Annotated in this window: 23 protein-coding genes; 11 read left to right on the top strand and 12 right to left on the bottom strand. The window is 70.1% G+C overall.

Annotated elements, in window-relative coordinates:
• Positions 1–288 precede the first annotated feature (288 nt).
• The 3 genes from EBL85_RS11885 to EBL85_RS11875 are packed head-to-tail and all read left to right on the top strand — an operon-like array spanning position 289 to position 5,371.
• Positions 289–954 (top strand): CerR family C-terminal domain-containing protein, encoded by a 666-nt coding sequence (locus EBL85_RS11885; protein WP_123143015.1) that lies wholly within the window; start codon positions 289–291, stop codon positions 952–954.
• Entirely contained in the window at positions 951–2,270 is a 1,320-nt protein-coding gene (locus tag EBL85_RS11880) for an efflux RND transporter periplasmic adaptor subunit (protein ID WP_123143014.1), read from the top strand. Before EBL85_RS11885 ends, EBL85_RS11880 begins: the two co-directional genes overlap by 4 nt.
• Entirely contained in the window at positions 2,267–5,371 is a 3,105-nt protein-coding gene (locus EBL85_RS11875; protein ID WP_123143013.1) for an efflux RND transporter permease subunit, read from the top strand. The genes EBL85_RS11880 and EBL85_RS11875 overlap by 4 nt, the downstream gene beginning before the upstream one ends.
• 71 nt (positions 5,372–5,442) lie before the next feature.
• Here EBL85_RS11875 and EBL85_RS11870 read toward each other — a convergent pair whose 3' ends face one another.
• A complete protein-coding gene (locus tag EBL85_RS11870) occupies positions 5,443–5,886 on the bottom strand; it encodes a MarR family winged helix-turn-helix transcriptional regulator (protein ID WP_123140842.1) in 444 nt (147 codons plus the stop codon).
• Positions 5,887–5,965: 79 nt separating this feature from the next.
• On the opposite strand from EBL85_RS11870, the gene EBL85_RS11865 reads away from it, so the two are divergent.
• The 4 genes from EBL85_RS11865 to EBL85_RS11850 all read left to right on the top strand — a co-directional run bounded on the left by EBL85_RS11865 (position 5,966) and on the right by EBL85_RS11850 (position 8,888).
• Positions 5,966–6,418, top strand: coding sequence for a hypothetical protein (locus tag EBL85_RS11865; protein ID WP_123140843.1), 453 nt, complete (start codon positions 5,966–5,968; stop codon positions 6,416–6,418).
• A gap of 16 nt (positions 6,419–6,434) precedes the next feature.
• Complete coding sequence (locus tag EBL85_RS11860) at positions 6,435–6,836, top strand: hypothetical protein (RefSeq protein WP_123140844.1); 402 nt, start codon at positions 6,435–6,437, stop codon at positions 6,834–6,836.
• A 263-nt stretch (positions 6,837–7,099) separates the two neighbouring features.
• On the top strand, positions 7,100–7,936 hold the full coding sequence (locus EBL85_RS11855) for an AraC family transcriptional regulator (RefSeq protein WP_123143012.1): 837 nt from the start codon (positions 7,100–7,102) through the stop codon (positions 7,934–7,936).
• 88 nt (positions 7,937–8,024) lie between these two features.
• Positions 8,025–8,888 carry a DMT family transporter gene (locus EBL85_RS11850; RefSeq protein WP_123143011.1) on the top strand — a complete coding sequence of 288 codons (864 nt, stop codon included), beginning with the start codon at positions 8,025–8,027 and terminating at the stop codon, positions 8,886–8,888.
• A 7-nt stretch (positions 8,889–8,895) separates the two neighbouring features.
• On the opposite strand, the gene EBL85_RS11845 is transcribed toward EBL85_RS11850, so the two are convergent.
• The 10 genes from EBL85_RS11845 to ndk all read right to left on the bottom strand — a co-directional run bounded on the left by EBL85_RS11845 (position 8,896) and on the right by ndk (position 18,234).
• The gene (locus tag EBL85_RS11845) at positions 8,896–9,291 is read right to left on the bottom strand and encodes a DUF2750 domain-containing protein (protein WP_123140847.1); all 396 of its coding nucleotides are present in this window, start codon (positions 9,289–9,291) and stop codon (positions 8,896–8,898) included.
• Between the two features lie 193 nt (positions 9,292–9,484).
• A complete protein-coding gene (locus EBL85_RS11840) occupies positions 9,485–10,132 on the bottom strand; it encodes a hypothetical protein (protein WP_123143010.1) in 648 nt (215 codons plus the stop codon).
• A 91-nt stretch (positions 10,133–10,223) separates the two neighbouring features.
• Complete coding sequence (gene der / locus EBL85_RS11835; RefSeq protein WP_123140849.1) at positions 10,224–11,624, bottom strand: ribosome biogenesis GTPase Der; 1,401 nt, start codon at positions 11,622–11,624, stop codon at positions 10,224–10,226.
• Between the two features lie 5 nt (positions 11,625–11,629).
• The gene (gene bamB, locus EBL85_RS11830; protein ID WP_123143009.1) at positions 11,630–12,865 is read right to left on the bottom strand and encodes an outer membrane protein assembly factor BamB; all 1,236 of its coding nucleotides are present in this window, start codon (positions 12,863–12,865) and stop codon (positions 11,630–11,632) included.
• A gap of 20 nt (positions 12,866–12,885) precedes the next feature.
• Positions 12,886–13,515 carry a tetratricopeptide repeat protein gene (locus EBL85_RS11825; protein WP_123140851.1) on the bottom strand — a complete coding sequence of 210 codons (630 nt, stop codon included), beginning with the start codon at positions 13,513–13,515 and terminating at the stop codon, positions 12,886–12,888.
• Between the two features lie 60 nt (positions 13,516–13,575).
• A complete protein-coding gene (hisS, locus tag EBL85_RS11820) occupies positions 13,576–14,841 on the bottom strand; it encodes a histidine--tRNA ligase (protein WP_123140852.1) in 1,266 nt (421 codons plus the stop codon).
• A 44-nt stretch (positions 14,842–14,885) separates the two neighbouring features.
• Positions 14,886–15,896, bottom strand: a complete 1,011-nt coding sequence (locus EBL85_RS11815) for a RodZ domain-containing protein (RefSeq protein ID WP_123143008.1) — start codon at positions 15,894–15,896, stop codon at positions 14,886–14,888.
• Positions 15,868–16,695 (bottom strand): type IV pilus biogenesis/stability protein PilW, encoded by an 828-nt coding sequence (gene pilW / locus EBL85_RS11810; protein WP_123143007.1) that lies wholly within the window; start codon positions 16,693–16,695, stop codon positions 15,868–15,870. Before pilW ends, EBL85_RS11815 begins: the two co-directional genes overlap by 29 nt.
• Complete coding sequence (gene rlmN, locus EBL85_RS11805; RefSeq protein ID WP_123140855.1) at positions 16,692–17,786, bottom strand: 23S rRNA (adenine(2503)-C(2))-methyltransferase RlmN; 1,095 nt, start codon at positions 17,784–17,786, stop codon at positions 16,692–16,694. The genes pilW and rlmN overlap by 4 nt, the downstream gene beginning before the upstream one ends.
• Before the next feature lie 19 nt (positions 17,787–17,805).
• Positions 17,806–18,234 (bottom strand): nucleoside-diphosphate kinase, encoded by a 429-nt coding sequence (ndk, locus tag EBL85_RS11800; RefSeq protein WP_005221611.1) that lies wholly within the window; start codon positions 18,232–18,234, stop codon positions 17,806–17,808.
• Between the two features lie 279 nt (positions 18,235–18,513).
• Here ndk and EBL85_RS11795 point away from each other — a divergent pair, with 279 nt between their 5' ends.
• The 3 genes from EBL85_RS11795 (at position 18,514) to EBL85_RS11785 (ending at position 21,994) form a co-directional block, all read left to right on the top strand.
• Entirely contained in the window at positions 18,514–19,473 is a 960-nt protein-coding gene (locus EBL85_RS11795; RefSeq protein WP_123143006.1) for an acetyltransferase, read from the top strand.
• 253 nt (positions 19,474–19,726) lie between these two features.
• Positions 19,727–20,911 (top strand): formate-dependent phosphoribosylglycinamide formyltransferase, encoded by a 1,185-nt coding sequence (gene purT, locus EBL85_RS11790; protein WP_123140857.1) that lies wholly within the window; start codon positions 19,727–19,729, stop codon positions 20,909–20,911.
• 147 nt (positions 20,912–21,058) lie between these two features.
• Positions 21,059–21,994 (top strand): AEC family transporter, encoded by a 936-nt coding sequence (locus EBL85_RS11785; protein WP_123143005.1) that lies wholly within the window; start codon positions 21,059–21,061, stop codon positions 21,992–21,994.
• Positions 21,995–22,017: 23 nt separating this feature from the next.
• Here the strand turns inward: EBL85_RS11785 and EBL85_RS11780 are convergent, their stop codons facing one another.
• Positions 22,018–23,673 (bottom strand): methyl-accepting chemotaxis protein, encoded by a 1,656-nt coding sequence (locus EBL85_RS11780; RefSeq protein WP_123143004.1) that lies wholly within the window; start codon positions 23,671–23,673, stop codon positions 22,018–22,020.
• 371 nt (positions 23,674–24,044) lie between these two features.
• On the opposite strand from EBL85_RS11780, the gene EBL85_RS11775 reads away from it, so the two are divergent.
• Positions 24,045–24,442 (top strand): ATP-binding protein (locus EBL85_RS11775; protein ID WP_190288073.1); only part of this gene is annotated, 398 nt, incomplete at its 3' end.

The raw sequence follows: 24,442 nt of genomic DNA, 5'->3' as shown, positions 1-24,442 counted from the left end.
TTTTTCGCGAGCCGTCAGCCGTCAGCTTCCAGCCTTCAGCTTCCAGTCTCCAGCCTTCAGTGAATTGAACCGCAATGGCGCGAAGAGCGCGAAGGGTTTGAGGGGGGTGGTGGGTGGTTCCCGCCTTTGTGTCCTTTGCGGCTTTGCGGTTCAAACTCCTGGAGACTGACTCAACCGCCGCCAACGATTCGGCCGTGCCTCTGTGGGGATAGATTTCAAACGATCGTTTGAATTAAACATTCGTTTGAACTATGTTTCTGGTGTGTTCCGATCAGCGAGTCCCTTGAGATGACCACCAGACCCTCTACCCAGGAGACCCGCGAGCGTCTGCTCGCGGCCGCGCTCGAGGCCTTCGGCCAGCGTGACTACGATGCGGTCAGCACCCGCGAGCTGGCCACCGCCGCCGGGGTCAACCTCGCCGCCATCTCCTATCACTTCGGCGGCAAGCACGGGCTCTATCTGGCCACCGCGCGGCTGCTCGGCGAGCGCATGCGTGCGCTGCTGCACGAGGATCTGTCGTGGATCCGCAGCACCTATGCCGACGCCAGTCCCGAGGAGTGTCGACGGCTGGTCGGCGACCTGATCGGGCGCCTGGCCTCGCGTCTGCTCGGCGACGAGTTCGGGCGTCACGTGCCGGGGCTGATCATCCGCGAGCAGGGGCGACCGACCGAGGCCTTCGAGATCCTCTACGAGACCCTGTTCGGCCCCGTCCACCACGTCCTCGGTGAGTTGATCGGTCGCGCCCGCAATCGCCCGGCCGACGACGACGAGATCCGGGTGATCGCCCATGCGCTGATCGGTCAGGCGGTGATCTTCCGCGCCGGTCGCACCGCATTGCTGCGTTACATGGATCGCGAGGGCTTCGACGAGGGCGATCTCGTCCACATCCGCCGGGTGGTCGCCGCGCTCGCCGAGAGCGCCCTCGCCACCCCCGGCGAGGGAGTGCAACGATGAACCCGAGTCCCACGCCGCGCTGGCGTCGCCTGCTGTTGTTCCCCCCGATCATGCTGGGGGTGCTGATCCTGGTGCTGATGGTGCGCGGGCGCGAGCCGCCGGTGCTCACCGAGCCGGTCGAGCCGGTGCGTGCGGTGCGGGTGGTCGAGGCCACTCTGGTGGCGCTCGCGCCGACCGCCGCGGGCTATGGCTCGGTGCAGCCCGAGCGGGTGTGGGCGGCGGTGAGTCAGGTCGCCGGGCGGGTGGTGTGGGTCCACCCGAGGTTGCGCGAGGGCGAGATCCACGCCGCCGGCAGCGAGCTGCTGCGCATCGACCCGGTCGACTACGAGCTGTTGCTGGCGCAGGCGCGCGCCGAACTCGCCGATCTGGAGGTGCAGCGCGGCAACGCCGAGGCGCTGCTGGTGATCGAGCGGCGCAACCTCGAGCTGGCCGAGGCGGCGCTGGCGCGCAACCAGCGGCTGATCGGCCAGGGCACCACCTCGCAGAGCGTGGTCGATGATTCGGAGCGGGCGCTGCTCGCCAGTCGCGCCGAGGTGCGGCGGCTCGACAACACCCTGGCGCTGATCCCCGCCCGCCAGGCCCTGCTCGAGGCCAAGGCACGGCGCGCCGAGCGCGATCTCGCCCACACCCGCATCACCGCCCCCTTCGAGCTGCGGGTGGCCGATCTCGCGGTCGAGGCCGAGCAGTACGTCGGCGTCGGTCAGCGGTTGTTCGTCGGGGATACCATCGAACGCATGGAGATCGAGGCGCAGGTGCCGCTGGCGTCGCTGCGGCGGTTGTTCCTCGATCGACCCGCAGTCGAGGTCGATGTCACCCGGCTCGGCGAGTTGGTCGCCTCGGTCACCGGGGTCGAGGCCCGCGTGCGGCTCGATCTCGGCAACCATGTCGCCGAGTGGGCGGCCGAGTTCGTGCGTTTCGACGATACCGTCGACCCGCGCACCCGCACCATGGGCGTGGTGGTCGCGGTCGATCGTCCCTTCGACAAGATCCGTCCCGGCTATCGCCCGCCGCTGTCGAAGAACATGTTCGTCGAGGTGGTGCTGCGCGCGCGTCCGGCCGGCGAGCAGCTGGTGGTGCCGCGTCTGGCGGTACGCGACGGCGCGGTGTTGGTGGCCGACGCCGAGGACCGGCTGCGCCGTCGCCCGGTCGAGGTGCGCTACACCCAGGGCGAGCTGTGCGTGATCGCCGCGGGGCTGGAGCCGGGGGCGCGGGTGGTGGTCTCCGACCTGGTGCCGGTGGTCGAGGGCATGCGTCTGGCCGTCGAGCCCGATGAGCGTCTGACACGGATGCTGCGCGCCCAGGCGGTGCAACCATGATCGCCTGGTTCGCCCGTCACCAGACCGCGGCCAACCTGCTGATGGCCGCGATCATGATCCTCGGTCTGACCAGCCTGCCGGGGCTGCAGCGCGAGACCCTGCCCGAGGTCGCCAATGACGAGGTCGAGGTACGGGTGGTCTATCGCGGCGCCACCCCGGGCGAGGTCGAGGACGCCGTCTGCCGGCGCATCGAGGACGCGCTCGAGGCGGTCAACGACCTCGACGAGCTGCGCTGCGAAGCCGTCGAGGGGCAGGGCGTGGCGGTCGCGGTGATGCGCGAGGGCGCGGAGATGATGCGCTTTCTCGACGACGTCAACGCCGAGGTCGAGGCCATCGACGACTTTCCCGACGAGACCGAGCGCCCGGTGGTGCGCGAGCTCGGCCGCACCGATCCGGTGATCGCGGTGGCGGTCACCGGTCCCGATGATCCGGTCGCGCTCAAGGCCTATGCCGAGGACCTCGAGGCGCGGATGCTGGCCGAGACCGCGATCGCCCAGATCGACATCCAGGGCTTCTCCGATCATCACATCCGTCTCGAGATCCCCTCCTGGCGGTTGCGCCAGTACGGTCTGTCCGCCGCCGAGGTCGCCGAGGTCGTCGCCCGTCACAGCGTCGGCACCCCGCTCGGCTGGATCGAGGGCCCGGACGAGGATCTGCTGCTGCGCTTCGACGATCAGCGCAAGCGCGCCGCCGATTTCGCCGATCTGGTGGTGGTCTCGGGTGCGAGCGGGGCGCAGATCCGTCTCGGCGAGATCGCCACCATCACCGACCGTTTCGACCGCCCCGAGGACCAGGTGCGCTTCGACGGACGCCGCGCCGCACTGCTGGTGGTGAGCAAGACCCGCGACCAGGACGTGCTCGACATCTACGAGACGGTGCGCGCCTTCGTCGCCGCCGAGCGTGAGCGCGCCCCCGCCGGGATCGCGCTCACGCTCACCCAGGACGTCGCCTCGATGGTCGGCGACCGGTTGGAGATGCTGGTGCGCAACGGTCTCCAGGGGTTGGCGCTGGTGTTCCTGGTGCTGTGGCTGTTCTTCGGCATCCGCTACAGCTTCTGGGTGACCATGGGGTTGCCGGTCTCCTTCCTCGGCGCCTTCGTGCTGATGCCGCTGTTCGGCATCACCGTCAACATGATCTCGATGGTCGGGCTGCTGATCGGCATCGGCCTGCTGATGGATGACGCCATCGTCATCGCCGAGAACATCGCCGCCCGGCTGGCGCGCGGCGCCGCCCCCGCCGAGGCGGCCATCGCGGGTGCGCGCGAGGTGCTGCCCGGGGTGCTCGCCTCCTTCGCCACCACCACCCTGGTGTTCGGCTCGCTGGTGTTCATCGGCGGGGATCTCGGGCAGATCCTGCGGATCATGCCGGTGGTGTTGTTGCTGGTGATCTCGGTGAGCCTGATCGAGGCGTTCTGGATCCTGCCCCATCATCTCAACCACGCCCTGGCGCGCGAGCGCGGTCGTCCGCCCGCGCGGTTGCGCCGGGGTGTCGAGCGCGGCTTCGCGTGGCTGCGCGACGGGGTCTTCGGCCCGCTGGTCGATCGTGCCCTGGCCTGGCGCTATCTCACCCTCGGGCTGGCGCTGTTGTTGCTCCTGGTCTCGGTGGCGATGATCGCCGGCGGACGGCTCAAGTTCGTCGGCTTCCCCGAGCTCGACGGTGATGTCATCGAGGCCCGGGTGCTGTTGCCGCAGGGCACGCCGCTGGCGCGCACCGAGACCGTGGTGAGTGAACTCGAGGCCGCGCTCGGGCGTGCCGCCGCGCGGGTCATGGCCGGACAACCCGACGCTGGGCCGCTGGTGCGACACGTCGCCGTGCGCTTCGGCCAGAACCCCGATGCCTACGAGGGCGGCGCCCATGTCGCCCGGGTGGTGGTCGATCTGCTCGAGGCCGAGCGGCGCGCCTTCCCCCTCGACGAGCTGCTCGCGGCCTGGCGCGAGGAGACCGGGCCGCTGGCCGACGTCATCAACATCAAATACACCGAACCGGCGATCGGCCCGGCGGGTCGGGCGATCGACATCCGTCTGCTCGGCGCCGATCTCGAACGGCTGCGTGCGGCCTCGACCGAGTTCCAGGGCTGGTTGCTGGGCCATGCCGGGGTGCTCGACCTCGGCGACGACCTGCGTCCCGGCAAGCGTGAGCTGCGGCTGCGGCTCAAGCCCGGCGCCGATGTCCTCGGGCTCGACGCGCGGGCGGTGGCCGAGCAGGTGCGCGCGGCCTTCCAGGGGGTGGAGATCGACGAGTTCCAGGTCGGGCGCGAGCGCTACGAGGTCAACCTGCGGGTGGTGGCGGCCGATCGCATGGGGATCGACGATCTCGACGACTTCCGCGTGATCGGCGCCGAGGGCGCCTTGGTGCCGTTGTCGCTGGTCGCCGAGGTCGAGACGGTGCGCGGCTGGGCGCGTATCCACCGCATCGACGGGCGTCGCGCGGTGACCATCCAGGGCGAGGTCGACCGCGATCGGGTCAATGCCCGCGAGTTGCTCACCCTGGCTCAGTCCGAGTTCGTGCCCGGGTTGCGCGCGCGTTACCCCGAGATCCAGGTGGCCTTCCACGGCGAGATCCGCGAGTCGCGGCTCACCGGGCAGTCGATCGTCGGCAACGTGGCACTCGGGCTGATCGGCGTCTACATGCTGCTGGCGCTGCAGTTCCGCGGCTATCTGGCGCCGCTGACGGTGATGGTGGTGATCCCGATGGCGCTGGTCGGGGTGGTGTTCGGCCATCTCGCGCTCGGCATCGATCTGGCGATGCCGAGCATGATCGGCATGGCCTCGCTGTTCGGCGTGGTGGTCAACGACTCCATCCTGCTGGTGGTGTTCATCCGCGCCGCGCGGGCGCGCGGCGCGGCGGTGGTCGAGGCCGCCGCCGAGGCGGCGCGGGCACGCTTTCGCCCGATCCTGCTGACCTCGGTCACCACCATCGCCGGGCTCACCCCGCTGCTGCTGGAGAAGAGTCTGCAGGCGCAGATCCTCATCCCGCTGGCCACCAGCCTGGCCTTCGGGCTGACCACCGCAACGCTCGCCGCGCTGCTGCTGGTGCCCGCGCTCTACGCCATCCTCGACGACCTCGGCTGGCTCGGCGCGCTGGAGGCCGAGCGCGACTGAGACCTCCCGATGTCGTCATGCCGTCGGTTGGGCGGCCGTACCCGGCAACCCAACACCCGCGTGCGGAGGGCTCAGACGGCCCCGTCGTCGGGCTGCAACCCGGCGACGACCTTGCGCATCAGCGCGACGAAGGTCGCGCGCTCGGTCGCCGAGAGCGCGGCGAGGGCGTGGGCGTTGACCGCCGTGGCCGCCGCCGTCGCCGGTCCCTCCAGAGCGCGGGCGGTCTCGGTCAGCCAGATGCGCTGGGCGCGTCCGTCGTGCGGGTCGCGCCGGCGCTGGATCAGCCCGTCGCGCTCCATCCGCGCCAGGGTGTTGGCCATGGTCGGCTGCTCGATGTCGAGCGCGGCGATCAGCTCGCGCTGGGTCAGCCCGTCGCCCTCCCACAGCACCAACAGCGCGGGAAAGGTGCCGATGCTCAGACCGAGCGGCTTGATCCGCGCCTGCAGCTCGCGTGCGAAGAGTCGCGCCAGATGGTTGGCGAGATAGCCCGCCGAGTCGTCTCTGCTGAATGTCATGGCGTCTTGATAGCACTTGTATAGCTTGGAATGCAATGCTATATAGCAAGCTATGTTTAATCCCGGAGCGGAGACCGTCATGACCAAGTGGATCCATCCCATCGCCGGCGCGCTGGCGCTGCTGACCATCCTGAGCTTCTGGTTCGCCACCGTGATCGTCGAGACCCTCGGCGCCCCGGCGGCCATCGTCGCGGTCAAGACCGCCATCCCCTGGGGCCTGCTGGTGCTGGTCCCGGCGCTTGCGGCAGTCGGCGGCTCGGGCTTCGCGCTGGCGCGTGACCGCCAGGGGGAACGGGTCGCGGCCAAGCGCCGGCGGATGCCGATCATCGCCGCCAACGGGCTGCTGGTGCTGGTGCCCTGCGCCTTCTTTCTCGCCGCCAAGGCCGCGGCGGGGGAGCTCGATGGCGTCTTCTACGCGGTGCAGGGGCTGGAGCTGGTCGCCGGCGCGGTCAACGCCACGCTGCTCGGGTTGAGCCTGCGCGACGGGTTGCGGTTGAGCGGCCGGCTGCGCGGCCAGCCGGTGCGGACCTGAGCGGGGGGCGGCGATCATGCGTATCCAGCTGTCACTCCTGTTCGTCGCCGTCGCGCTGCTCTCCGGCGGCTGCGGCGCGCCCCACCTGCGTCAGGTCCACGAGGCCGAGCAGCGCTTGCTCGGCGCCGAGGTCGAGCGGCTCGCGCACTGCATCGGCGAGCCGTTGTCGGTCACTCGACCGGCCACGGAGCCCGGTGTCACGCTGCGCCACTACTCCTCGGCGCAGCGCCGCGGTGCAGACGGTCTGCTGCGCGCCACCCCGGCCCCGGACCCCGAGGACGACGCCCGCGCCTGTGTCTTCGACATCCGCGTGCGCGATGGGCGCGTCGTCGCCATCGCCAGCGACAACCGCGCCGGTTGGGGCTTTGGCAGCATCAAGCGCTGCTCGGCGGTGATCGGACGCTGTGCGGGTGGTTGATGCGGCGGTGTCAGGGTAGGCTTCGGTCTGGCGCTTCCGACGCTGATGACCCGAACCGAGTCCAGGCCGCTGCTTCGGGCTCGGTTCCGTGCAACTGGCGCTCACCCGCCGCCATCGACCGGAGCTGCCTCCAGCTCGACGGGCAGTCGACGGAAGGTCCCGCGCCGGTGGAGCCTCGGGGCCCGATCCTCGATGTGGTCGAGGATCACGGCGACGGAGGTGTCATGATCCTTGGCCGATGAGCGAGGGCACCGCGTCTATCCATGACGGTTCGAGACGATCCTCCCCGCAGCCGTCAGCTCCCCGACATCCCCGGGGTCGAGGTGCTGTGCGGGACCTTCCGTGACCATGCCTTTCCCCGTCACTGTCACGACGGGCTGATGATCGCGCTGATCGACGGCGGCGCGCAGCGGGTGGCGTCCGCGGGCGGTCGGCTGGTCGCCACCCCCGGGCAGATCGTCGCCATGCCGGCTGGGGTGGTCCATGCCGTCTCGGCGATCGACGCCGAGGGTTGGCGTTATCGCGTCCTGACCATTCCCGAGCGTCTGCTGCTGCAGGTGAGCGAGGGGCCGCCCGCGGGGTTCGCGTCCGCCCCCGTCATCAGTGACCGAGCGCTTGCAGCGGCCTTGGCCGCCACGCATGAGGCGCTGACCGATCGCGTGACCTCGCTGAGCTTCGAGACCCGGTTGCTCGATGTGCTCGCCGGCTTCCTCGCGCGGCACGCGCGCCCGTGCCCCGCGATCGTGCGCAGCGGACGCGAGCCCGAGGCGGTGCGCCGCGCGCTGGAGTATCTCGGCGACTGTCCGGAGCGCGCAGTCTCGCTCACCGAGCTGGCCTCGGCGGCGGGGCTCGATGCCTACCGCCTGGCCCGTGCCTTTACCCGTGAGCTGGGGTTGCCGCCCCATGCCTGGCACCTGCAGTACCGGCTGCGCGCGGCGCAGTCGCGACTCGCCCGGGGCGAGGCGGTCGCCGCCGTCGCGCCGGCGCTGGGGTTCGCCGACCAGGCCCATTTCACCCGCGCCTTCAAGCGGCTGACCGGGGTGACCCCGGGGCGCTATCGCTCCGACCACGGTCATCCGCGCACACGCCGCCGTCGCTAGGGTGCCAAGATCGTTCAAGACAGCGCCGTCGGCGCCTCCTAGCCTGCGTGCCTCTTGATGCGGTTAGGGGGATGGTGCTGTGCGAGGGATGAGGCCGACGGGTTCGGTCGAGATGGTCGGACTGGGGGCTGCGCTGGTGACCCCGGTGGCCTGGGGGCTGACCGGGGTCTTCGTGCGCTTGTTGCCCGATCTGCCGGCGACGGTGATCGTCGTCGCCAGGCTGGGCGTCGGGCTGCTCGTACTGGCGCCCTTCCTGCTGATCCATCGGCGCCAGGCCGTGCATGCACTGCGCACGCCCTTGCCGCTGGCGATGGGGCTCTACTATGTGCTGGCCACCGAGGCCTTCGTGCGCGCGCCGGTCGTCGAGGTGACCCTGGTGATCGGCGCGGCGCCGGTGATCGCGGTGCTCCTGCAGTGGGTTGGTGGCGCGGCGCCGAGTGGACGCCAGCTCGGGTGTGTCGCGCTTGCGCTCGCCGGCCTGGCGCTCTATCTCGCCCCGGCGTTGGGCGCGGGCGGTCTGGGTGTCGGTCACGGGCTTGCGTCCGGCTGCGCGCTGGTCGCGGCGCTCTACGCGATCGGGGTGCGCCGGCGCGCGCTCGCTGGGGGCTGTCCTCACCCGCTCGCGCTCACCGCGGTGGCCTGTCTCTGGGGGCTGGTCGTGAGTCTGCCCTGGCTCTGGGCCGCGGCCCCACGCTGGCCGGTTGCCGGGGAGTTGCCGGTGATCCTGGCGCTTGCCCTGGTCTCGACCGTGTTGCCGACCTTGTCCTATGGGATCGCCGCCGCTCGTCTGTCCCCGTTGATTAGCACGACCCTGGGACTGCTCACGCCCCTGGTCGCCGCCCTGGCCGCTGTCGCGGTGCTCGGTGAGTGGCCGCACCCGGCCTCGCTGCCGGGTGCGGTGATGACGCTCGCGGGTCTGTTCCTGCTGGTACGGACGCCGGCGCGGGGGTGAGGCGCTCTCAGTCGCGCGCGCGCTGTGCGGCCTCGAGGTCGGCGAGCAGCTCCAGCGGATCGACCACCATGCCGCTGCCGTCGGGGGCGGCGAACACCGAGACCAGACGGTCGTCGCGGTCCATGCCGGGCAGCCAGCGTTCCATGAAGGTGTCGAGCGCGAGCGCCTCGGGGCGGCAGTCGGCCCAGTCGTCGTCGGCCAGGGCGGCGGCCAGCTCCGGGGCCGGCCAGAAGGGGAAGCAGTCGGTGTCCTCCTCGTCGCTGAAGGCGACGAAGCCGTCCTCGGCGCACAGCGTCCACACCTGGCCGTGCTCCAGCACCTCGGTGACGAAGAGGGTGTAGCGCTCGGGGGCCGGCAGGTCGAACAGGGCGGCGAGTTCCTGGGTGGAGCGTGGTGCATTCATCGTGGGGCCCCCTTGCGGTCGGGTGGTTTGGGTTGCATCCCGCATTGTATGACAGCCGGGCGCGTCCCGGGGGCTCAGGGTGCGGGTGCGGTGCGCACGATCAGCAGGTGGTCGTCGAGAGCGGTCTCGACCGCGGTGACAGTCGATGCGGTGACGAGCGGGATGGCGAGCCGTTGCATCGATCGGGTCCGGATCACCAGGGGGCCATGGAGTCCATGACGCGGAAGGGCGCGCCCATGGCGCGGGTGTCGCTGGCCATGCCGCCGACGCCCTGGCGCATCAGCAGGGTGTCGTACTGGATGCGACCGATGGTGGCGTTCATCTGGGTCATGTCGCGGCTCATCGCGGTGATGTCGGTGGACATGCCGTCGATGCTCAGGCGCATCTGTCCCATGTCCTCGCGCATCGCCTCCATGCTGGTGCGCATCGCGCCCATGTCCCCGGCCATCGTGGCCATGTAGCTCTCGCCCTGGGCCTTGAACTCGAAGGGGCGGGTGCGGGCGTCGTCGGTGGCATGGCCCATGTTGTACATGTAGTCCTCCATCCGGTTCATGTCGCGGGCCATCATGAACACCAGATAGAAGAGCACGGCACCGATGAGTAGCGCGAACAGGCCGAGCACCGCCGTGTACCACTTGGCACGGGTGTGACGCCGCTCCTCGATGTGGAGACGTTGTTCGAGCCCGTGGATGTCGGTGAGCTGGCGCTCGGGACCGCTCGCCGCGAGCAGGCGTTCGAGCTGCTCGCCGAGTTGGGCGCGCTGTGCGGTGTCGTCCCTGAGCGCCTGGATCAGCGCCTCGATTCCGTGCTGGGCTGAATCGCCCTCGATCTGATCGGCCATCTGCGCCCTCGTCCTGAGTCTTGCCGGGGATGTCGATTATAGAGCCGTCGTCGACGAGACGGCGAGGGTGGTGCGTCCCTGCACCGATGGCTCAATGCTTGCGCGAGGTGAACTTCTTGAGCCGCTGGCGGCTCTTGATCTGGCGCGGGGTGAGCGGGTTGCGCTTGCCCTCGTAGGGGTTGCCGCCGCTCTTGAACTCCAGGCGCAGCGGGGTGCCGAGCAGGTCGAGCTCACGGCGGAAACGGTTGATCAGATAGCGCTTGTAGCTCGCCGGGGTCTCATCGGTCTGGTTGCCGTGGATCACCACCACCGGCGGATTGCGCCCGCCCTGGTGGGCATAGCGCAGCTTGATGCGCCGGCCGCGCACCAGCGGCGGCTGGTGCTCCTGTACCGCCGCCTCGAGCAGCCGGGTCAGCTCCGGGGTGGAGAGGTTGCGGGTGGCGTTGGCATAGGCCAGGTCGACGTCGTCGAGCAGCAGCCCGACGCCGCTGCCGTGCAGCGCCGAGATGCGGTGCAGCTTGGCGAAGTCGAGGAAACCGAGCTTGCGGGTGAACTGCGCCTTGACCTGTTCGCGCGCCTCGGCGTCGAGTCCGTCCCACTTGTTGATCGCCACCACCACGGCGCGGCCGCTGTCGATGACATGGCCGGCGAGGGTGGCGTCCTGCTCGCCGATGCCGGCATGGGCGTCGATCACCAGGACCACCACATTGGCCGCCTCGATCGCCTGCAGCGTCTTGATCACGCTGAATTTCTCGATCGCCTCCTTGACCTTGGCGCGACGGCGCAGACCGGCGGTGTCGATCAGGGTGTAGCGCTGGCCATCACGCTCGAAGGGGATGAAGACGCTGTCGCGGGTGGTGCCGGGGCTGTCGAAGGCGACCACGCGCTCCTCGCCGACCAGACGGTTGATCAGCGTCGACTTGCCGGCATTGGGGCGACCGACGATCGCCACCTTGACGCCACGCTCGTCGTCGTCCTCGGGCGTTTCCTCCTCGGCGGCCTCGGGGAGCTGGGCGAAGACGTGCTCGATTAGCGGCCGGATCGCCATCCCCTGGGTGGCCGAGACCGCGCGCGGTTCGCCCAGCCCGAGGGCGTGGAACTCGGCGGTGGCGAGCAGCGGGTCGAAGGTGTCGCTCTTGTTGACCACCAGGGTCATCGGCTTGCCGATACGGCGCAGCCGTTCGGCGATGGCGATGTCCTCCGGGGTGCAGCCGTCGCGCGCGTCGACCACGAACAGCAGGTGATCGGCCTCCTCGATGGCCAGTTGCACCTGACGCTCCATCAGCGTCTCGACGCCCTCGGTGGCGGTGGCGATACCGCCGGTGTCGACGATCACATAAGGGCCGGGGCCGATCCGCCCGACCCCGTACTGGCGATCGCGGGTGAGCCCGGGGAAGTCGGCGACCAGCGCGTCGCGGGTGCGCGTGAACCGGTTGAACAGGGTCGACTTGCCGACATTGGGACGACCGACCAGGGTGATGACGGGGAGCATGGTATTCAGGGACTCGCGTTATCGGCTTGCTCGGGCGCGCGTTGCGCCGTCCGCGCCGGGATGGCGCCGACGCTGAGGGCGCTCAGCGTCCCGTCGTCGGCATAGACATAGAGCCGCCCGGCGGCGGCCAGCGGCGGTGCGGTGATCGGCGCCTTCTTGGTGACGCGGGTGCGCCCGAGCAGCTGACCGTCGGCGGCGTCGAGCAGGTGGACATAGCCCTCCAGGTCGCCGACCGCGACCACCTGGCCGAGCAGCGCCGGCGCGGTGAGCCGACGATAGCGCAGCGCCTCCTGCACCCAGCGCCCGGCGCCGCTGAGCGGGTCGGCGCCCCACACCTGATCGCGCGAGTCGGTGACGAACAGCGCCTCCGGGGTGGCGGCGAGACCGGCATGGGCGGAGAGCTCGCGGCGCCACAGCACGGTGCCGGTGACGGCATCGACCGCAGCCAGGTCGCCGTTGTAGGTGCCGACGAACACCGTGGTGCCGACCAGCACCGGATCGGCGTCGATGTCGGCGATGCGCGAGAGCTCGGAGCGCCCGCTCGGTCGGGTGATGGTGACCTCCCACAGCGGCGTGCCGTCGGCGACGTCGAACTTGATCAGCTTGCCGCCGGAGAGCCCGACGATGACCCCGTCCGGGGCCACCGCCGGGGTGCTGCTGCCGCGCAGGGTGAGCACCGGGGCGGGGTAGGTGAGGTGCCAGCGCTGCTCGCCGGTGGCCGCCTCGATGCCGTAGAGACTGTCGTCGAGGGTGTGGACGACGATGGTCTCGGCATCGGCGAAGCGCGGCACCGAGAGCACCTCGCTGCCGAGCCGGGTCCGCCACAGCTCGCTGCCGTCGGCGGTGGAGAAGAGCGCCAGCTCGCCGCCGGTGGTGCCGAGCACCAGACGCTCGCCGTGGACCTCGGGACCGCCGCTGAAGGCCAGTTCGGTCTCCTGGCGCCACAGCACGCGGCCGCTGTCGGCGGCTACCGCGGCGAGGGTGCCGCGGGCGTCGGCGACATAGAGCCGACCGGCGGCGAGCGTCGGCACCAGATAGAGGCGACGCCCGTCGGTGCCGTCGGTGACGCGCGCCGACCACAGCGTGGTCGGGGTCAACGACTGGTCGAGCTCGGGCAACTCGCTCGGCGGTGTCGGATCCTCCTCGCTGCCGAGCCAGGGGATGAGACTGCAGCCGCCGAGCAGCGCACTCAACAGCAGTGCGCCGGCGCCGGTGATCGCCGCTCTGGTGTGGATCGCCATAACTTCCTTCCGTGTGTCGTCTAGCCGGCCGAGGGCAGGTTATCGAGCTTGAGCTGGATGAGTTGCGAGAGTGCGGCGCCACCTTCGATGGCCGTCTCATAGGCCTCGCGGGCGGTGTCGAGGTCGCCGCGCGCGGCGGCCAGGTCACCGCGCACCGCGGCGAAGTCGGCGCTGAACTCGGGGCTGTCGTCATGGTCGGTGATGGTCGACTCGGCGGCGTCGAGCGCGCCCTCGGCGAGCTGGATGCGCGCCAGGCGCAACGCGGCGAGACGCGCCAGCGCGGCGTCCGGGGCGTCATCGATCACCCGCTCGAGTCGAGCGATGGCCGCCTCGGCCTCACCGGCCTGATAAAGCCCCTTGGCCGCGACCAGGGCGCCGAGCGCGGCATAGGGCGTGGCGCCGAAGTCGGCGTCGAGCTGTTCGGACTGCTTGGCCAGCACCGTGGCCGCATCGGCGTCCTCGGCGCTGTAGAGCATCTGCTCGAAGTGGGTCGAGGCCTGGGCGGCGAGGTCGGTGCGGTAGTCGCTCCAGTAGCGCCAGCCGAAGATGATGACCAGGCCGAGCGCGAGACCGGCGAACACGGCCACGCCGTTGTCACGCCACCACTTCTTGATGGCTTCGGCCTTTTCCTCGTCGGTTTGGTAACTCACAGGTCTGTCCTCTATGGGTGCGCGCGCGCTGTCGAGCGGCGCGGGTGGGTCTCGATGGGGTCAGGCCGGCGCGCCGGCGAGCAGCTCGGTCAGTGCGGTGAGGTCGAGTTCGCGCTGCTCGACCTGTTCGCGCAGCGCCTTGACGCCGACCACGCCGCGCTCGGCCTCGTCCTCGCCGAGGATCAGCGCGTAGCGCGCGCCGCTCTTGTCGGCGCGCTTGAACTGGCTCTTGAAGCTGCCGCCGCCGGCGTGCACCACCAGGCGCAGCTCGGGCAGGGCGTCGCGCAGTCGCTCGGCGAGCACCGGGGCCTCCTGTTGGGCGCGCTCGCCGAGCGCGACCAGATAGGCGTCGATGCCGGGATCATCCTGCGCGCCGCTCAGTTCGAGCAGCTCGACCAGACGCTCGATGCCCATGGCGAAGCCGACGGCGGTGGTCGGGCGACCGCCGAGCTGGGCGACCAGACCGTCGTAACGACCGCCGGCGCAGACTGTGCCCTGGGCGCCGAGTTCGTCGGTGATCCATTCGAACACGGTGCGATTGTAGTAGTCGAGTCCGCGCACCAGACGCGGGTTGAGCTGGTAGTCGACCCCGGCGCGCTCGAGTCCGGCGCGGATGTGATCGAGATGGGCGCGACTGGTCTCGCCGAGGTGATCGAGCAGCGAGGGCGCGTCGGCGACGACCTCGCGGGTCTGCGGATGCTTGGAGTCGAGCACCCGCAGCGGGTTGCTGTGCAGCCGCTTGCGGCTGTCCTCGTCGAGTTGGTCGATGCGCGCCTCGAGATAGGCGATCAGCTCGGCACGATAGGCCGCGCGCTCCTCGGCGTCGCCGAGCGAGTTGATCTCCAGGCGGAAGCCCTCGAGTCCGAGCGCGCGCCACAGTCGCGCGGTCATCAGCATCAGCTCGAGGTCGATGTCCGGTCCCTCGAGCCCGAAGACCTCGACGCCGATCTGGTGGAACTGGCGGTAGCGCCCGCGCTGCGGGCGCTCGTAGCGGAACATCGGGCCGCGATACCACAGCCGCTGCGGCTGCATCAGCAGGCCGTGCTCGATGGCCGCGCGCACGCAGCTCGCCGTCCCCTCGGGACGCAGGCTGAGACTGTCGTCGTTACGGTCGGGGAAGGTGTACATCTCCTTCTCGACGATGTCGGTGACCTCGCCGATGGAGCGCTTGAACAGGTCGGTGACCTCGACGACGGGGGTACGGATCTCGCTGTAGCCGTAGCCCTCGAGGACCCGCCGCGCGGTGTCCTCGAGACGGTGCCAGGTGGGGATGCGGTCCGGCAGGATGTCGTGCATCCCGCGGATGGCTTGGATCTTCTTGCTCATGCTGGGCGGATACTGATGGCCTGTGGGATCGCAGCGCGCCGGACTCAGTCGGGCTGACTGGGATCGAGGGTGAAGCGGGCGACGTTGCCTCGGGCGCGCTCGCTCAGATCGAGCGGTTCGCCGTCGATGGTGAGTCGCGCCATGGCGGTGTTGCCGATGATGAAGCGATAGGGCGGCTGGCCCTCGAGCACGCGTCGGTCGCCGGCACGCAGCTCGCCGGTGAGGATGATGCGACGGTTGACGTCACGCACCTCGACCCAGCAGTTGCCGGTGAACTCGAGCGCGACCTCGGGCGGCGTCGGTGCCGTTTCGACGCTCGTCGGCGCGGCCTCCGGACGATCCGCGTCGATCCCGGATGCGACAGTGGGCGTGGGCGCGGGCGCGGGCGCGGGCGCGGCGCCGGGCGGCGTCGAGATGGTGTCCGGTGTCGCCCCCGGCTCGGGCGCGGCGACGAGCGCCGACGTCTGCTGGGCGGGCGCCGGGGTCGGACGTGGCGCCGGCTGCGGGACCCGGGGCTCGGGCGTCGTCGGTGCCGGGGCGACAGGGGCGGGTGTGGCCTGGGACGGTGCCGGGTCGAGGCGCGGCTGCTCGCTGGGCGCGACGTCGTCTGCGAGCGGCGCCGGGGCGACCTCGGGGCGGCTCTGCCACCACAGCACCAGCATGGCGACAGCCGCAGCCATCAGCGCCAGGCTGATCAGGCGCATCAGCCAGCGCGAGGTGGTCTCGGCGAGGTTGCCGCGCGTCCGTGGCCCCGTCTGGGCGGCGGCCTGCTCCTGGGTCACCGTGCGTGCCGACTCGATCAATGGTGTCGGGTCGATGCCGAGCAGTCTGGCGTAGTTGCGCAGATAACCGATCGCGAAGACCGGCCCGGGCAGCGCATCGTAACGATCCTGTTCGAGCGCCTCGATGATCTCCGGGCGCAGGTGCAGTTGCGAGGCCACGCGTGCGATCTCGAGGCCGCGCGTCTCGCGCTGCTGACGCAGGCGCTGACCGGGGTGCATGATGATGTCTGGCGTGCTCGGCGCCTCAGGACTCGGTGATCTGGTCTCGCTCATCCAACTGGACTCCCTGGGATTCTCTGGATGCCGCCGCGTCCGGGAAGCGCTCGCGCAGTGCCCGCTGGTAGAAGTTGGCGCGCTCGCGATCGCCGAGCTGGCGCTCGATGCTGGCGCCGAGCTGCAGGGCCTCGCGCGTGCTGGTCGCGGTGCGCAGGGTCTCTGCTCCGAAATAGCGGTCGATGTCCCCCTTTGCCGCCTTGATCTCGCCACGGGCATAGGCCATCGTCGCGCGCTTGACCAAGGCCGGGCCGAACTTCGGATTCGCCGCGACGGCGGAGCGATAATACGCCTCCGCCTGGCTCGCGTCGCCCTTCTTGCGGGCACAGTCGCCGGCATTGGTCATGGTCACCCAGGGGGTGGCATAGAGCGGATTGTCGAGTGCCTCGAGGAACTGGGCCTCGGCCTCCGCATAGCGCTGTTCACGGCACAGATAGGAGCCGTAGGCGTGGAGCACGTCGGGGTTCTTCGGCGCCAGCTGCACGGCGCGCTCGTAGTGCTCGGTGGCCAGTGCGTCCTTGCCCAGCTGCTCGTAGAGAAAGGCCATCCAGACATGCGCGCGGGCGTAGCGACGATCGGCCTCGAGGGCCTGGAGCGCACGGCGGAAGGCGACCTCGATCTGGCCTCGGGCATAGTACTGCTCGGCCATCCGCACGTAGATCTCGGCGGGGCTGTCGTCGGGTTCGAGACCGAGCGCGTCACCGCCCTCGGGGCGCTTCTCGGCGCCACCGCAGCCAGCCAGCAGGGTCAGGCACAGCAGCACGGCCAACGCGAGCGGGCGAGGCCAGCGAGGGGTCATGGCGCTCCTGTTCGGTCCTGTTCGAGTTGTACCCGGGCCTGGCGACGGGTGCGATCCTGCACCCGGCCGACGAGCTGGCCGCAGGCTGCGGCGATCTCCTCGCCCCGGGTCTTGCGGGTGATCGCGATCAGCCCCGAGCGCAGCAGTCGCTGGCGGAAGGCCTCGACCTGCTCGGGCGGACTGGTGGTGTAATCGACCCCGGGGAAGGGGTTGAAGGGGATCAGGTTGATCTTCGACGGCGTGCCCTCGAGCAGACGGATGAGCTGCTTGGCGTGGGCGATGCTGTCGTTGAGCCCGGCGATCATGATGTATTCCCAGGTCACCTTGCGGCGCTTGTCGTCGGCGACATAGCGGCGGCAGGCCGGGATCAGCTCGGCGAGCGGGTACTTGCGGTTGATCGGCACCAGCTCATCGCGCAAGGCGTCGTTGGGGGCGTGCAGCGAGACGGCCAGGGAGACGTTGCTGACCTCGCGCAGGCGCTCGAGCGCGGGGACGATGCCGACCGTGCTCACCGTCACCCGCTGCTTGGCGAGCATATAGGCGAGGTCGTCCTGCATCATCGCCATCGCCTTGACCACCGGGTCGAAGTTGGCGAGCGGCTCGCCCATGCCCATCATCACCACATTGGTCGGGGCGGTCTCGAGCTGGCGGGTGGCGTGCCACACCTGGGCGATGATCTCGCCGACCGTGAGGTTGCGATTGAAGCCCTGCTTGGCGGTGGCGCAGAAGCGGCAGTCGAGCGCGCAGCCGACCTGCGAGGAGACGCAGATGGTGCTGCGGCGGCCCTCGGGGATGAATACGGTCTCGATGTGTTGGCCGTCGGCCAACTCCATCACCCATTTCTTCGTCCCGTCGGCGGAGGGGTGTTCGTGGACGATCCGCGGCAGGCGGATCTCGGTGCGCTCGCGCAGCTGTTCGCGCAGCGCGAGCGGCAGATCCGTCATGGCGTCGAAGTCGACGACGCCATGCTTGTGGATCCACTTGAACAGGTTGCGGCCATGGAACGCCTTGCGGCCGAACTCGACGGCGAGCGCCTCGCAGTCGGCGCGGTCGAGATCGAGCAGGTTGGTCTTGGGTTCGCTGGCGTTCATGGCCGTCACCGGATCAGGATCAGCGGGTGCGCTCGCAGACGCCCTCGGGGAAGAAGAAGGCGATCTCCTCGGCGGCGGTCTCGGGGGCATCGGAGCCGTGGGCCGCGTTCTCGGTGAAGGAGTCGGCGAAGTCGGCGCGGATGGTGCCCGGGGCGGCCTCGGCCGGGTTGGTGGCACCCATGATCTCGCGGTTCTTGGCGATGGCGCCCTCGCCCTCGAGGACCTGGACCATGACCGGGCCGGAGGTCATGAAGTCGACCAGCTCGCCGAAGAAGGGACGCTCCTGGTGCACGGCGTAGAAGGCCGAGGCCTGCTCGCGGCTCAGGTGCATCATGCGCGCGGCGACGATGCGCAGGCCGGCGGCCTCGAAACGCCCGAGGATGGCGCCGATGGCGTCCTTGGCGACGGCGTTGGGCTTGATGATGGAGAGGGTGCGTTCGATGGCCATGCGGGCTCCTGAAGGACTCTTAAAGGATGATGTTAGGACACACGGGCTTCCCTGGCTCCGGCAACCACCAATACGCCGTCGTCGCCGATCGCGAGACGCCGAGCCAGGGCCGGAGAACCTGAGAAGATCAAAAGAAGTCGGTGAGCAGGCAAGTCTAACGTCAGCGGCTGTACCGGGCAATGCCGATGCGCGCTTGTCAGGATAGTCGCGCGCTGGTTAGGCTCCTCGCATTCCACTCGAATCGAGCCGGGCCGGGGATCGGCCAGGGAGGAGACGCGCATGGCCCTGTACGATGTCTTCAACGGCGACGCGGACGGACTCTGCGCGCTCCTGCAACTGCACCTGGCCGAGCCGCGCGAGAGCGTGCTGGTGACCGGGGTCAAGCGCGACATCGCGCTGCTCGATCGCGTCGAGGCCGGCGCCGGTGACGAGGTGCGGGTGCTCGACCTCTCGCTCGACAAGAACCGCGCCGCGCTCGAGCGGCTGCTCGCCGCCGGTGCTCGGGTGCGCTACTTCGACCACCACTTCCCCGGCGAGATCCCCGACCATCCGGGCCTCGAAGCCCATATCGACACCGCACCCGATCGCGGCACCAGTCTGCTGGTCGACGCCGCGCTCGACGGCGCCCATCGCGCCTGGGCGGTGGTCGGTACCTTCGGCGACAACTTCGACGCCGCCGCGCGCCAGGCCGCCGCGCCGCTGGGGTTCGACGCGCCGACGCTCGAACGGCTGCGCGAACTCGGCATCTATCTCAATTACAACGGCTATGGTGCCCGTGTCGCCGACCTCCACGTCGATCCGGCGCAGCTCTTCGAGCGCCTGCGCCCCTATGCCGATCCGCGCGCGTTCATCGCCGCCGACCCGGTCTTCGCCCAGCTCCGCGATGGCTATACCGACGACATGGCCCGCGCCGAGGCACTGCGCCCCGAGGTCGACGAGAGGGCGGGGCGGGTGTTCGTGCTGCCCGATGCGCCCTGGGCGCGGCGGGTCAGCGGGGTGTTCGCCAACGCCCGGGCCCAGGCCGCCCCGGAGCGCGCCCATGCGCTGCTCACCCGCCTGCCCGAGGGCGGTTTCCTGGTCAGCGTGCGCGCCCCGCTGGCGCGTCCCGACGGCGCCGACGCGCTGTGCCGCCAGTTCCCGAGCGGTGGCGGACGCAAGGCCGCCGCCGGCATCAACCACCTCGCCGAGGACGACTATCCACGCTTCGTCGAGGCATTCCTCTCGACCTTCAAGCGCTGAGAGCGCTCGCCTCCCGTCCTGACCGGGGAAGGGTTCCCCGTGCGGCGGCGAGTCTGGATCGCGGCGGTGTCGGCGGAGTACCATCGGTCGCGCCCTTGCCGGAGCGGCGCGCGCGAGCGTGTCGGGACTGGGACTGCTCCGGGGTCTCTCCGTCGCGGCTGCGGCGGTCGCGCGTGACTCGCGGGGACCGGCTGCGGCTGGCGGGAGTGCCGCGATCCATCCTGAAGCCACCACCCCGACAAGCAGAGACCACATGCCTACGATCGGAACCCCTTTCTCCCCCAACGCGACCAAGGTCCTGCTTTGCGGGGCCGGCGAACTCGGCAAGGAGGTCGTCATCGAGTTCAAGCGACTCGGCCTCGAAGTCATCGCCTGCGACCGCTATGCCAATGCGCCCGCCATGCAGGTGGCCGATCGCGCCTACAGCTTCTCGATGCTCGACGGGGCCGAGCTGCGCCGGGTCATCGAGCTGGAGCGTCCCGACTATATCGTCCCCGAGATCGAGGCGATCGCCACCGACACCCTGCTCGAGCTGGAGGCCGAGGGCTTCAACGTCGTCCCGACGGCGCGGGCGACCCGGCTGACGATGAACCGCGAGGGCATCCGCCGGCTGGTCGCCGAGGAGCTGGGGCTGCCGACCTCGCCCTATCGCTTCGCCGACACCCGTGAGGCGTTCGAGCAGGCGGTTGCCGAGATCGGGCTGCCCTGCGTGGTCAAGCCGATCATGAGTTCTTCGGGCAAGGGGCAGAGCTTGGTGCGCGAGGCCGCCGAGCTCGATCGCGCCTGGGAGTACGCCCAGGCCGGTGGGCGCGCCGGGGGCGGGCGGGTGATCGTCGAGGGCTTCGTCGCCTTTGATTACGAGATCACCCTGCTGACCGTGCGTCACCGCGACGGCACCGCCTTCTGCGCGCCGATCGGGCATCGCCAGGAGGATGGCGACTATCGCGAGTCCTGGCAGCCGCACCCGATGACGCCGACGGCGCTGGCGCGGGCCGAGGAGATCGCCGCGCGGGTGACCGCGGCGCTCGGCGGGCGCGGGATCTTCGGGGTCGAGTTGTTCGTGCGCGGCGATGAGGTGATCTTCAGCGAGGTCTCGCCGCGTCCCCACGACACCGGCATGGTCACCCTGATCTCGCAGGATCTCTCGGAGTTCGCGCTCCACGCCCGCGCCATCCTCGGGCTGCCGATCCCCGAGATCCGCCAGCACGGTCCGGCGGCCTCGGCGGTGATCCTGGTCGAGGGTGAGTCGCCCCGGCCCCGCTTCACCCATCTGGCCGAGGCCCTCGCCGAGCCGGGCACGGATCTGCGCCTGTTCGGCAAGCCCGAGGTGCGGGGGCGGCGTCGCATGGGCGTGGCGCTGGCGCGTGGCACCGATGTCGAGGACGCCAAGGCACGCGCGTTGCGCGCCGCCGCACGGGTGCGTGTCGAACTCGACTAGGGCGCGGCGCGGGCGGATGTCCTCTGCGGGGAGCGACCGGCGCGGGCGGGCCGCGACGGTTGAGCGGTCTGCGGCGCGGCCCGTTGGTCGCTCGCCCGTCTCGACCGCCTGCCGGTGCGGCGCGAGCGGTGGTCGGGGCGCGGGTCGATGACCGCGATCCTCGATATCGTCGTCCCCGTCTTCACCGTCATCGTCGCCGGCTATGTGACGGTGCGGCTGGGGGTGATGGAGCGCGCGGCGACGGCGGTGCTGGGGCGCTTCGTGCTCCATGTCGCGATGCCCGCGCTGATCGTCGCGACCCTGGCCGGCACCGATCTGCGTCAGGCGATCGAGCCGGGGTTCCTGCTGGCCTACGGCACCGGGACGCTGCTCACCTACGGGCTGATGCTGGCGTGGTTTCGGGGTGGTCGGGGCGACCGGCTTGATCGCGCGGCGGTGAAGGCGCTCGGCTCGGCCTTCTCCAACAGCGCCTTCATCGGTTACGCGCTGCTGCTGCAGGCCTTCGACGAGCCGCCGGTGGCCGGCTTCGCCATGGCGTTGATGTTCGAGAACCTGGTGCTGATGCCGCTGGTGCTGAGCGTGCTCGAACTCGGCACCGGGCAGGGGCGGGCGCCGGGCGCCCGGGCCACCGCGCGGTTGATCGTGGCGCGGCTCGTCACCAACCCGCTGATCCTGGCGATCACCCTCGGTCTCGCGCTCGCGCTGTTCGAGGTGAGGCTGCCGCCGGGGCTGAGCGGGGCGCTGGGGTTGCTCGGACAGGGGGCGGCGGGGGTGGCGCTGTTCTTCGTCGGTGCGACCCTGGTCGGCAGCCGTCTCCACGCCAGCCTCGGCGAGCTCGGGCAGGTCGCGCTGGCCAAGCTGGTGCTGCACCCGCTGCTGGTGGCGGCGATGGTGCTGGCCCTGCCGGCGTTCGATCCCGACCTGCAGCGCGCCGCCATCCTGATCGCCGCCTGTCCGATGTTCGCCATCTTTCCCGTCCTCGGCGCCCGCTACGGTCACGCCGAGCTGGCCAGCGGGGCGCTCCTGGGTGCCACCGCGCTTTCCTTCCTCAGTCTCTCGGTGGTGCTGGCACTGTTGCTGTGAGGGTTGGTGCGCGTGGCGCGAGCTCAGACCTTGAAGCGCGCCATCATGTGGTGCAGCTGCGCGGCCAGTTGTGCGACCTGATCGCTGGCCTGCGCGCTCTGCTCGGACCCGCCCAGGGTGGTCTCGATGGAGTGGGCGATGTTGGTGATGTTGCGGTTGATCTCCTCGGTCACCGCCGATTGCTGCTCGGCGGCGCTGGCGATCTGGTTGGTCATGTCGCTGATCCGCTCGACCGAGGCGCTGATCGTCTTGAGCGACTGACCGGCCTCGCCGGCCTGGGAGACGCTGTCGCGCGCCTTGACGCGCCCGGCGTGCATCGCCTTGACGGCGCTGTCGGCGTTCTGCTGCAGCCGCTCGATCATCTCGCGGATCTCCTCGGTGGAGTGACGGGTACGATCGGCCAGGGTGCGCACCTCGTCGGCGACCACCGCGAAGCCACGTCCCTGCTCGCCGGCGCGCGCCGCCTCGATCGCGGCGTTGAGCGCGAGCAGGTTGGTCTGCTCGGCGATGGCGCGGATCACCTCGAGCACGCGACCGATGTCGTCGCTGTCGGCCGAGAGCCGGTTGATCACCTCGGCGGCGCCCTCGACGGCCTCGGCCAGCGCGTCGATGGAGTCGACGCTGTGACGCACCACCGCCTCGCCCGAGGTGGCCTCGCGTAGCGTCGTGCTGACCGCGCGTGCGGTCTCGTTGGCGTTTTGCGCGACGCCCTGCACCGTGGCGGTCATCTGGTTCATGGCGGTGGCGACCTGTTCGCTCTCGCGTTGCTGCAGCTGGACCTGGTTGCGGCTCTCGCTGCTGTTGGCCGAGAGTTGTTCGGCGGCGCTGGCCAGCTGCGCCGAGGCGGCGTTCACCTCGACGATGAGCTGCTGGATCTTGTCGACGAAGGCATTGAAGGCGCGCGCCAGATCGGCCAGTTCGTCGCGTCCCTCGGCCACGAGCCGGTGGGTCAGGTCGCCCTTGCCGTGGGCGATCTCGTCGAGTCGCCCGGCGACCTGTCGGATCGGGGTCGCGGTGAGCTGTGCGAGCACGAAGGCGCCGGTGATGCCGAGGGCGAGGATCAGCGCCAGCCCGACCGCGAGTCGGCGTTCGAGCTGATCGACACCGGTGGCGACGATGGCGTCGGTCTGAGCGCGGGGGATGCCGAGGAAGAGGAGACCGATCACCCGTCCGGTCTCGTCGGTGAGTGGGTCGTAGACGGTGAGATAGGGTTCGCCGAGGATCTCGGCCTCGCCGATGAAGCGTTTGCCCGCCATCACCGGGGCGAAGGCCGCGCTGGCCTCGCCCAGCCGGGTGCCGACGGCACGCCGTCCGTCGGCGAGCCGGATGCTGGTGGTGAGGCGGGTGAAGTCGTCGCCCTCGCGGGCAAACACCGTGGCGAGTACGCCGAGATCCTCGCTGAGTCGGTCGACCAGTTCGAAGCGCTCGCGGATCGCCTCGCCGTCGGCATCGACCAGCACGCCCGCTTGCATTCGCACATTCCCCCAGGACTGGGCGAGATAGACCTTCGCCGCCTCCAGGTCGCCGGCGATCTTCATCGACAGGGTGTGATCGACCAGTTGCCGGCCCATGGCGGTTGCGCTGTGGGTCGAGATCAGCAGGGCGGCCCCACCGACGAGGATCAATAGCGCGACGGTGAAGGCGATCAATCGCTCACGTATCGTCAATTTTCTCCACATGGAACTGCTGTGCCCGATGGTCTGGCGGTGGGAGTTGAGATGGTGGCATCAAGCCATCAGTCCAATGGGTTTTTACCGCTTCCGGCCTTTTTCAATCAGTTCGCTAGGGCTTGGGTGTTGTCGGCGGCAGAGGACGATCGTGGCGGCAGGGTGATGGCTCAACGGGGTCTGAACCCCTGAAGTCGGGTCGTCTCTGCGTGTAATGTGCGGCGGTTTTCGTTGCTCCCGCTCGCCTGCCCCCTTGGGAATGCCTGAATACCGACTATGCTGTGTACGACTACGGCAGGGTGGGGCATGGAAGGGTGCGCGGTGCGCGCCCCGGGCTGCGACTGGAGGCCGATGTGGCTGGCGATGGTGCGATGCAGTGCAGGTTGGAACTGCCCCCAATGCTCGAGGCATTGCCGGTGGCTCGTGGCTTCGCCGGCGAGCTGGCGGCGCTGGCCGGTTTCGACTCGAGACGGACCAATGCCATCGAGGTGGCGGTGGAGGAAGGCGTGGCCGGCGTCCTCGAACGTGCCGCTCCCGACTCCATCGAGCCGCTGGCGCTGGTCGGCGAGCTGACGCCGCTCACCCTCACCCTCACCCTCGACGATCGCGAGGCGCCGCCGACGCCGCAGGCCGATCCGCCGTCGCGCGCGGTGCTCGATCGGGTCGACGAGATCGACCTCGAGGGTCTGCAGCGGCAGATGATCCGTGCCGCCGCCGATGTCGCGCAGTGGCAGTCGCGCGGGCGCGAGGGCAATCGGCTGCGGCTGGTCTTCAACCAGAT

The organism is Marichromatium sp. AB32 (assembly GCF_003718675.1).
Lineage (GTDB): Bacteria > Pseudomonadota > Gammaproteobacteria > Chromatiales > Chromatiaceae > Marichromatium > Marichromatium gracile.
The sequence above is the reverse complement of the archived record's forward strand: the minus strand, read 5'-3'. Positions and strand labels throughout refer to the sequence as shown.

Excerpts from the sequence above, each read along its gene's own strand:
- EBL85_RS11885 (WP_123143015.1), top strand. The coding sequence starts at position 289 with ATGACCACCAGACCCTCTACCCAGGAGACCCGCGAGCGTCTGCTCGCG.
- EBL85_RS11880 (WP_123143014.1), top strand. The coding sequence starts at position 951 with ATGAACCCGAGTCCCACGCCGCGCTGGCGTCGCCTGCTGTTGTTCCCC.
- EBL85_RS11875 (WP_123143013.1), top strand. The coding sequence starts at position 2,267 with ATGATCGCCTGGTTCGCCCGTCACCAGACCGCGGCCAACCTGCTGATG.
- EBL85_RS11870 (WP_123140842.1), bottom strand. The coding sequence starts at position 5,886 with ATGACATTCAGCAGAGACGACTCGGCGGGCTATCTCGCCAACCATCTG.
- EBL85_RS11865 (WP_123140843.1), top strand. The coding sequence starts at position 5,966 with ATGACCAAGTGGATCCATCCCATCGCCGGCGCGCTGGCGCTGCTGACC.
- EBL85_RS11860 (WP_123140844.1), top strand. The coding sequence starts at position 6,435 with ATGCGTATCCAGCTGTCACTCCTGTTCGTCGCCGTCGCGCTGCTCTCC.
- EBL85_RS11855 (WP_123143012.1), top strand. The coding sequence starts at position 7,100 with ATGACGGTTCGAGACGATCCTCCCCGCAGCCGTCAGCTCCCCGACATC.
- EBL85_RS11850 (WP_123143011.1), top strand. The coding sequence starts at position 8,025 with ATGAGGCCGACGGGTTCGGTCGAGATGGTCGGACTGGGGGCTGCGCTG.
- EBL85_RS11845 (WP_123140847.1), bottom strand. The coding sequence starts at position 9,291 with ATGAATGCACCACGCTCCACCCAGGAACTCGCCGCCCTGTTCGACCTG.
- EBL85_RS11840 (WP_123143010.1), bottom strand. The coding sequence starts at position 10,132 with ATGGCCGATCAGATCGAGGGCGATTCAGCCCAGCACGGAATCGAGGCG.
- der (WP_123140849.1), bottom strand. The coding sequence starts at position 11,624 with ATGCTCCCCGTCATCACCCTGGTCGGTCGTCCCAATGTCGGCAAGTCG.
- bamB (WP_123143009.1), bottom strand. The coding sequence starts at position 12,865 with ATGGCGATCCACACCAGAGCGGCGATCACCGGCGCCGGCGCACTGCTG.
- hisS (WP_123140852.1), bottom strand. The coding sequence starts at position 14,841 with ATGAGCAAGAAGATCCAAGCCATCCGCGGGATGCACGACATCCTGCCG.
- EBL85_RS11815 (WP_123143008.1), bottom strand. The coding sequence starts at position 15,896 with ATGAGCGAGACCAGATCACCGAGTCCTGAGGCGCCGAGCACGCCAGAC.
- pilW (WP_123143007.1), bottom strand. The coding sequence starts at position 16,695 with ATGACCCCTCGCTGGCCTCGCCCGCTCGCGTTGGCCGTGCTGCTGTGC.
- rlmN (WP_123140855.1), bottom strand. The coding sequence starts at position 17,786 with ATGAACGCCAGCGAACCCAAGACCAACCTGCTCGATCTCGACCGCGCC.
- ndk (WP_005221611.1), bottom strand. The coding sequence starts at position 18,234 with ATGGCCATCGAACGCACCCTCTCCATCATCAAGCCCAACGCCGTCGCC.
- EBL85_RS11795 (WP_123143006.1), top strand. The coding sequence starts at position 18,514 with ATGGCCCTGTACGATGTCTTCAACGGCGACGCGGACGGACTCTGCGCG.
- purT (WP_123140857.1), top strand. The coding sequence starts at position 19,727 with ATGCCTACGATCGGAACCCCTTTCTCCCCCAACGCGACCAAGGTCCTG.
- EBL85_RS11785 (WP_123143005.1), top strand. The coding sequence starts at position 21,059 with ATGACCGCGATCCTCGATATCGTCGTCCCCGTCTTCACCGTCATCGTC.
- EBL85_RS11780 (WP_123143004.1), bottom strand. The coding sequence starts at position 23,673 with ATGTGGAGAAAATTGACGATACGTGAGCGATTGATCGCCTTCACCGTC.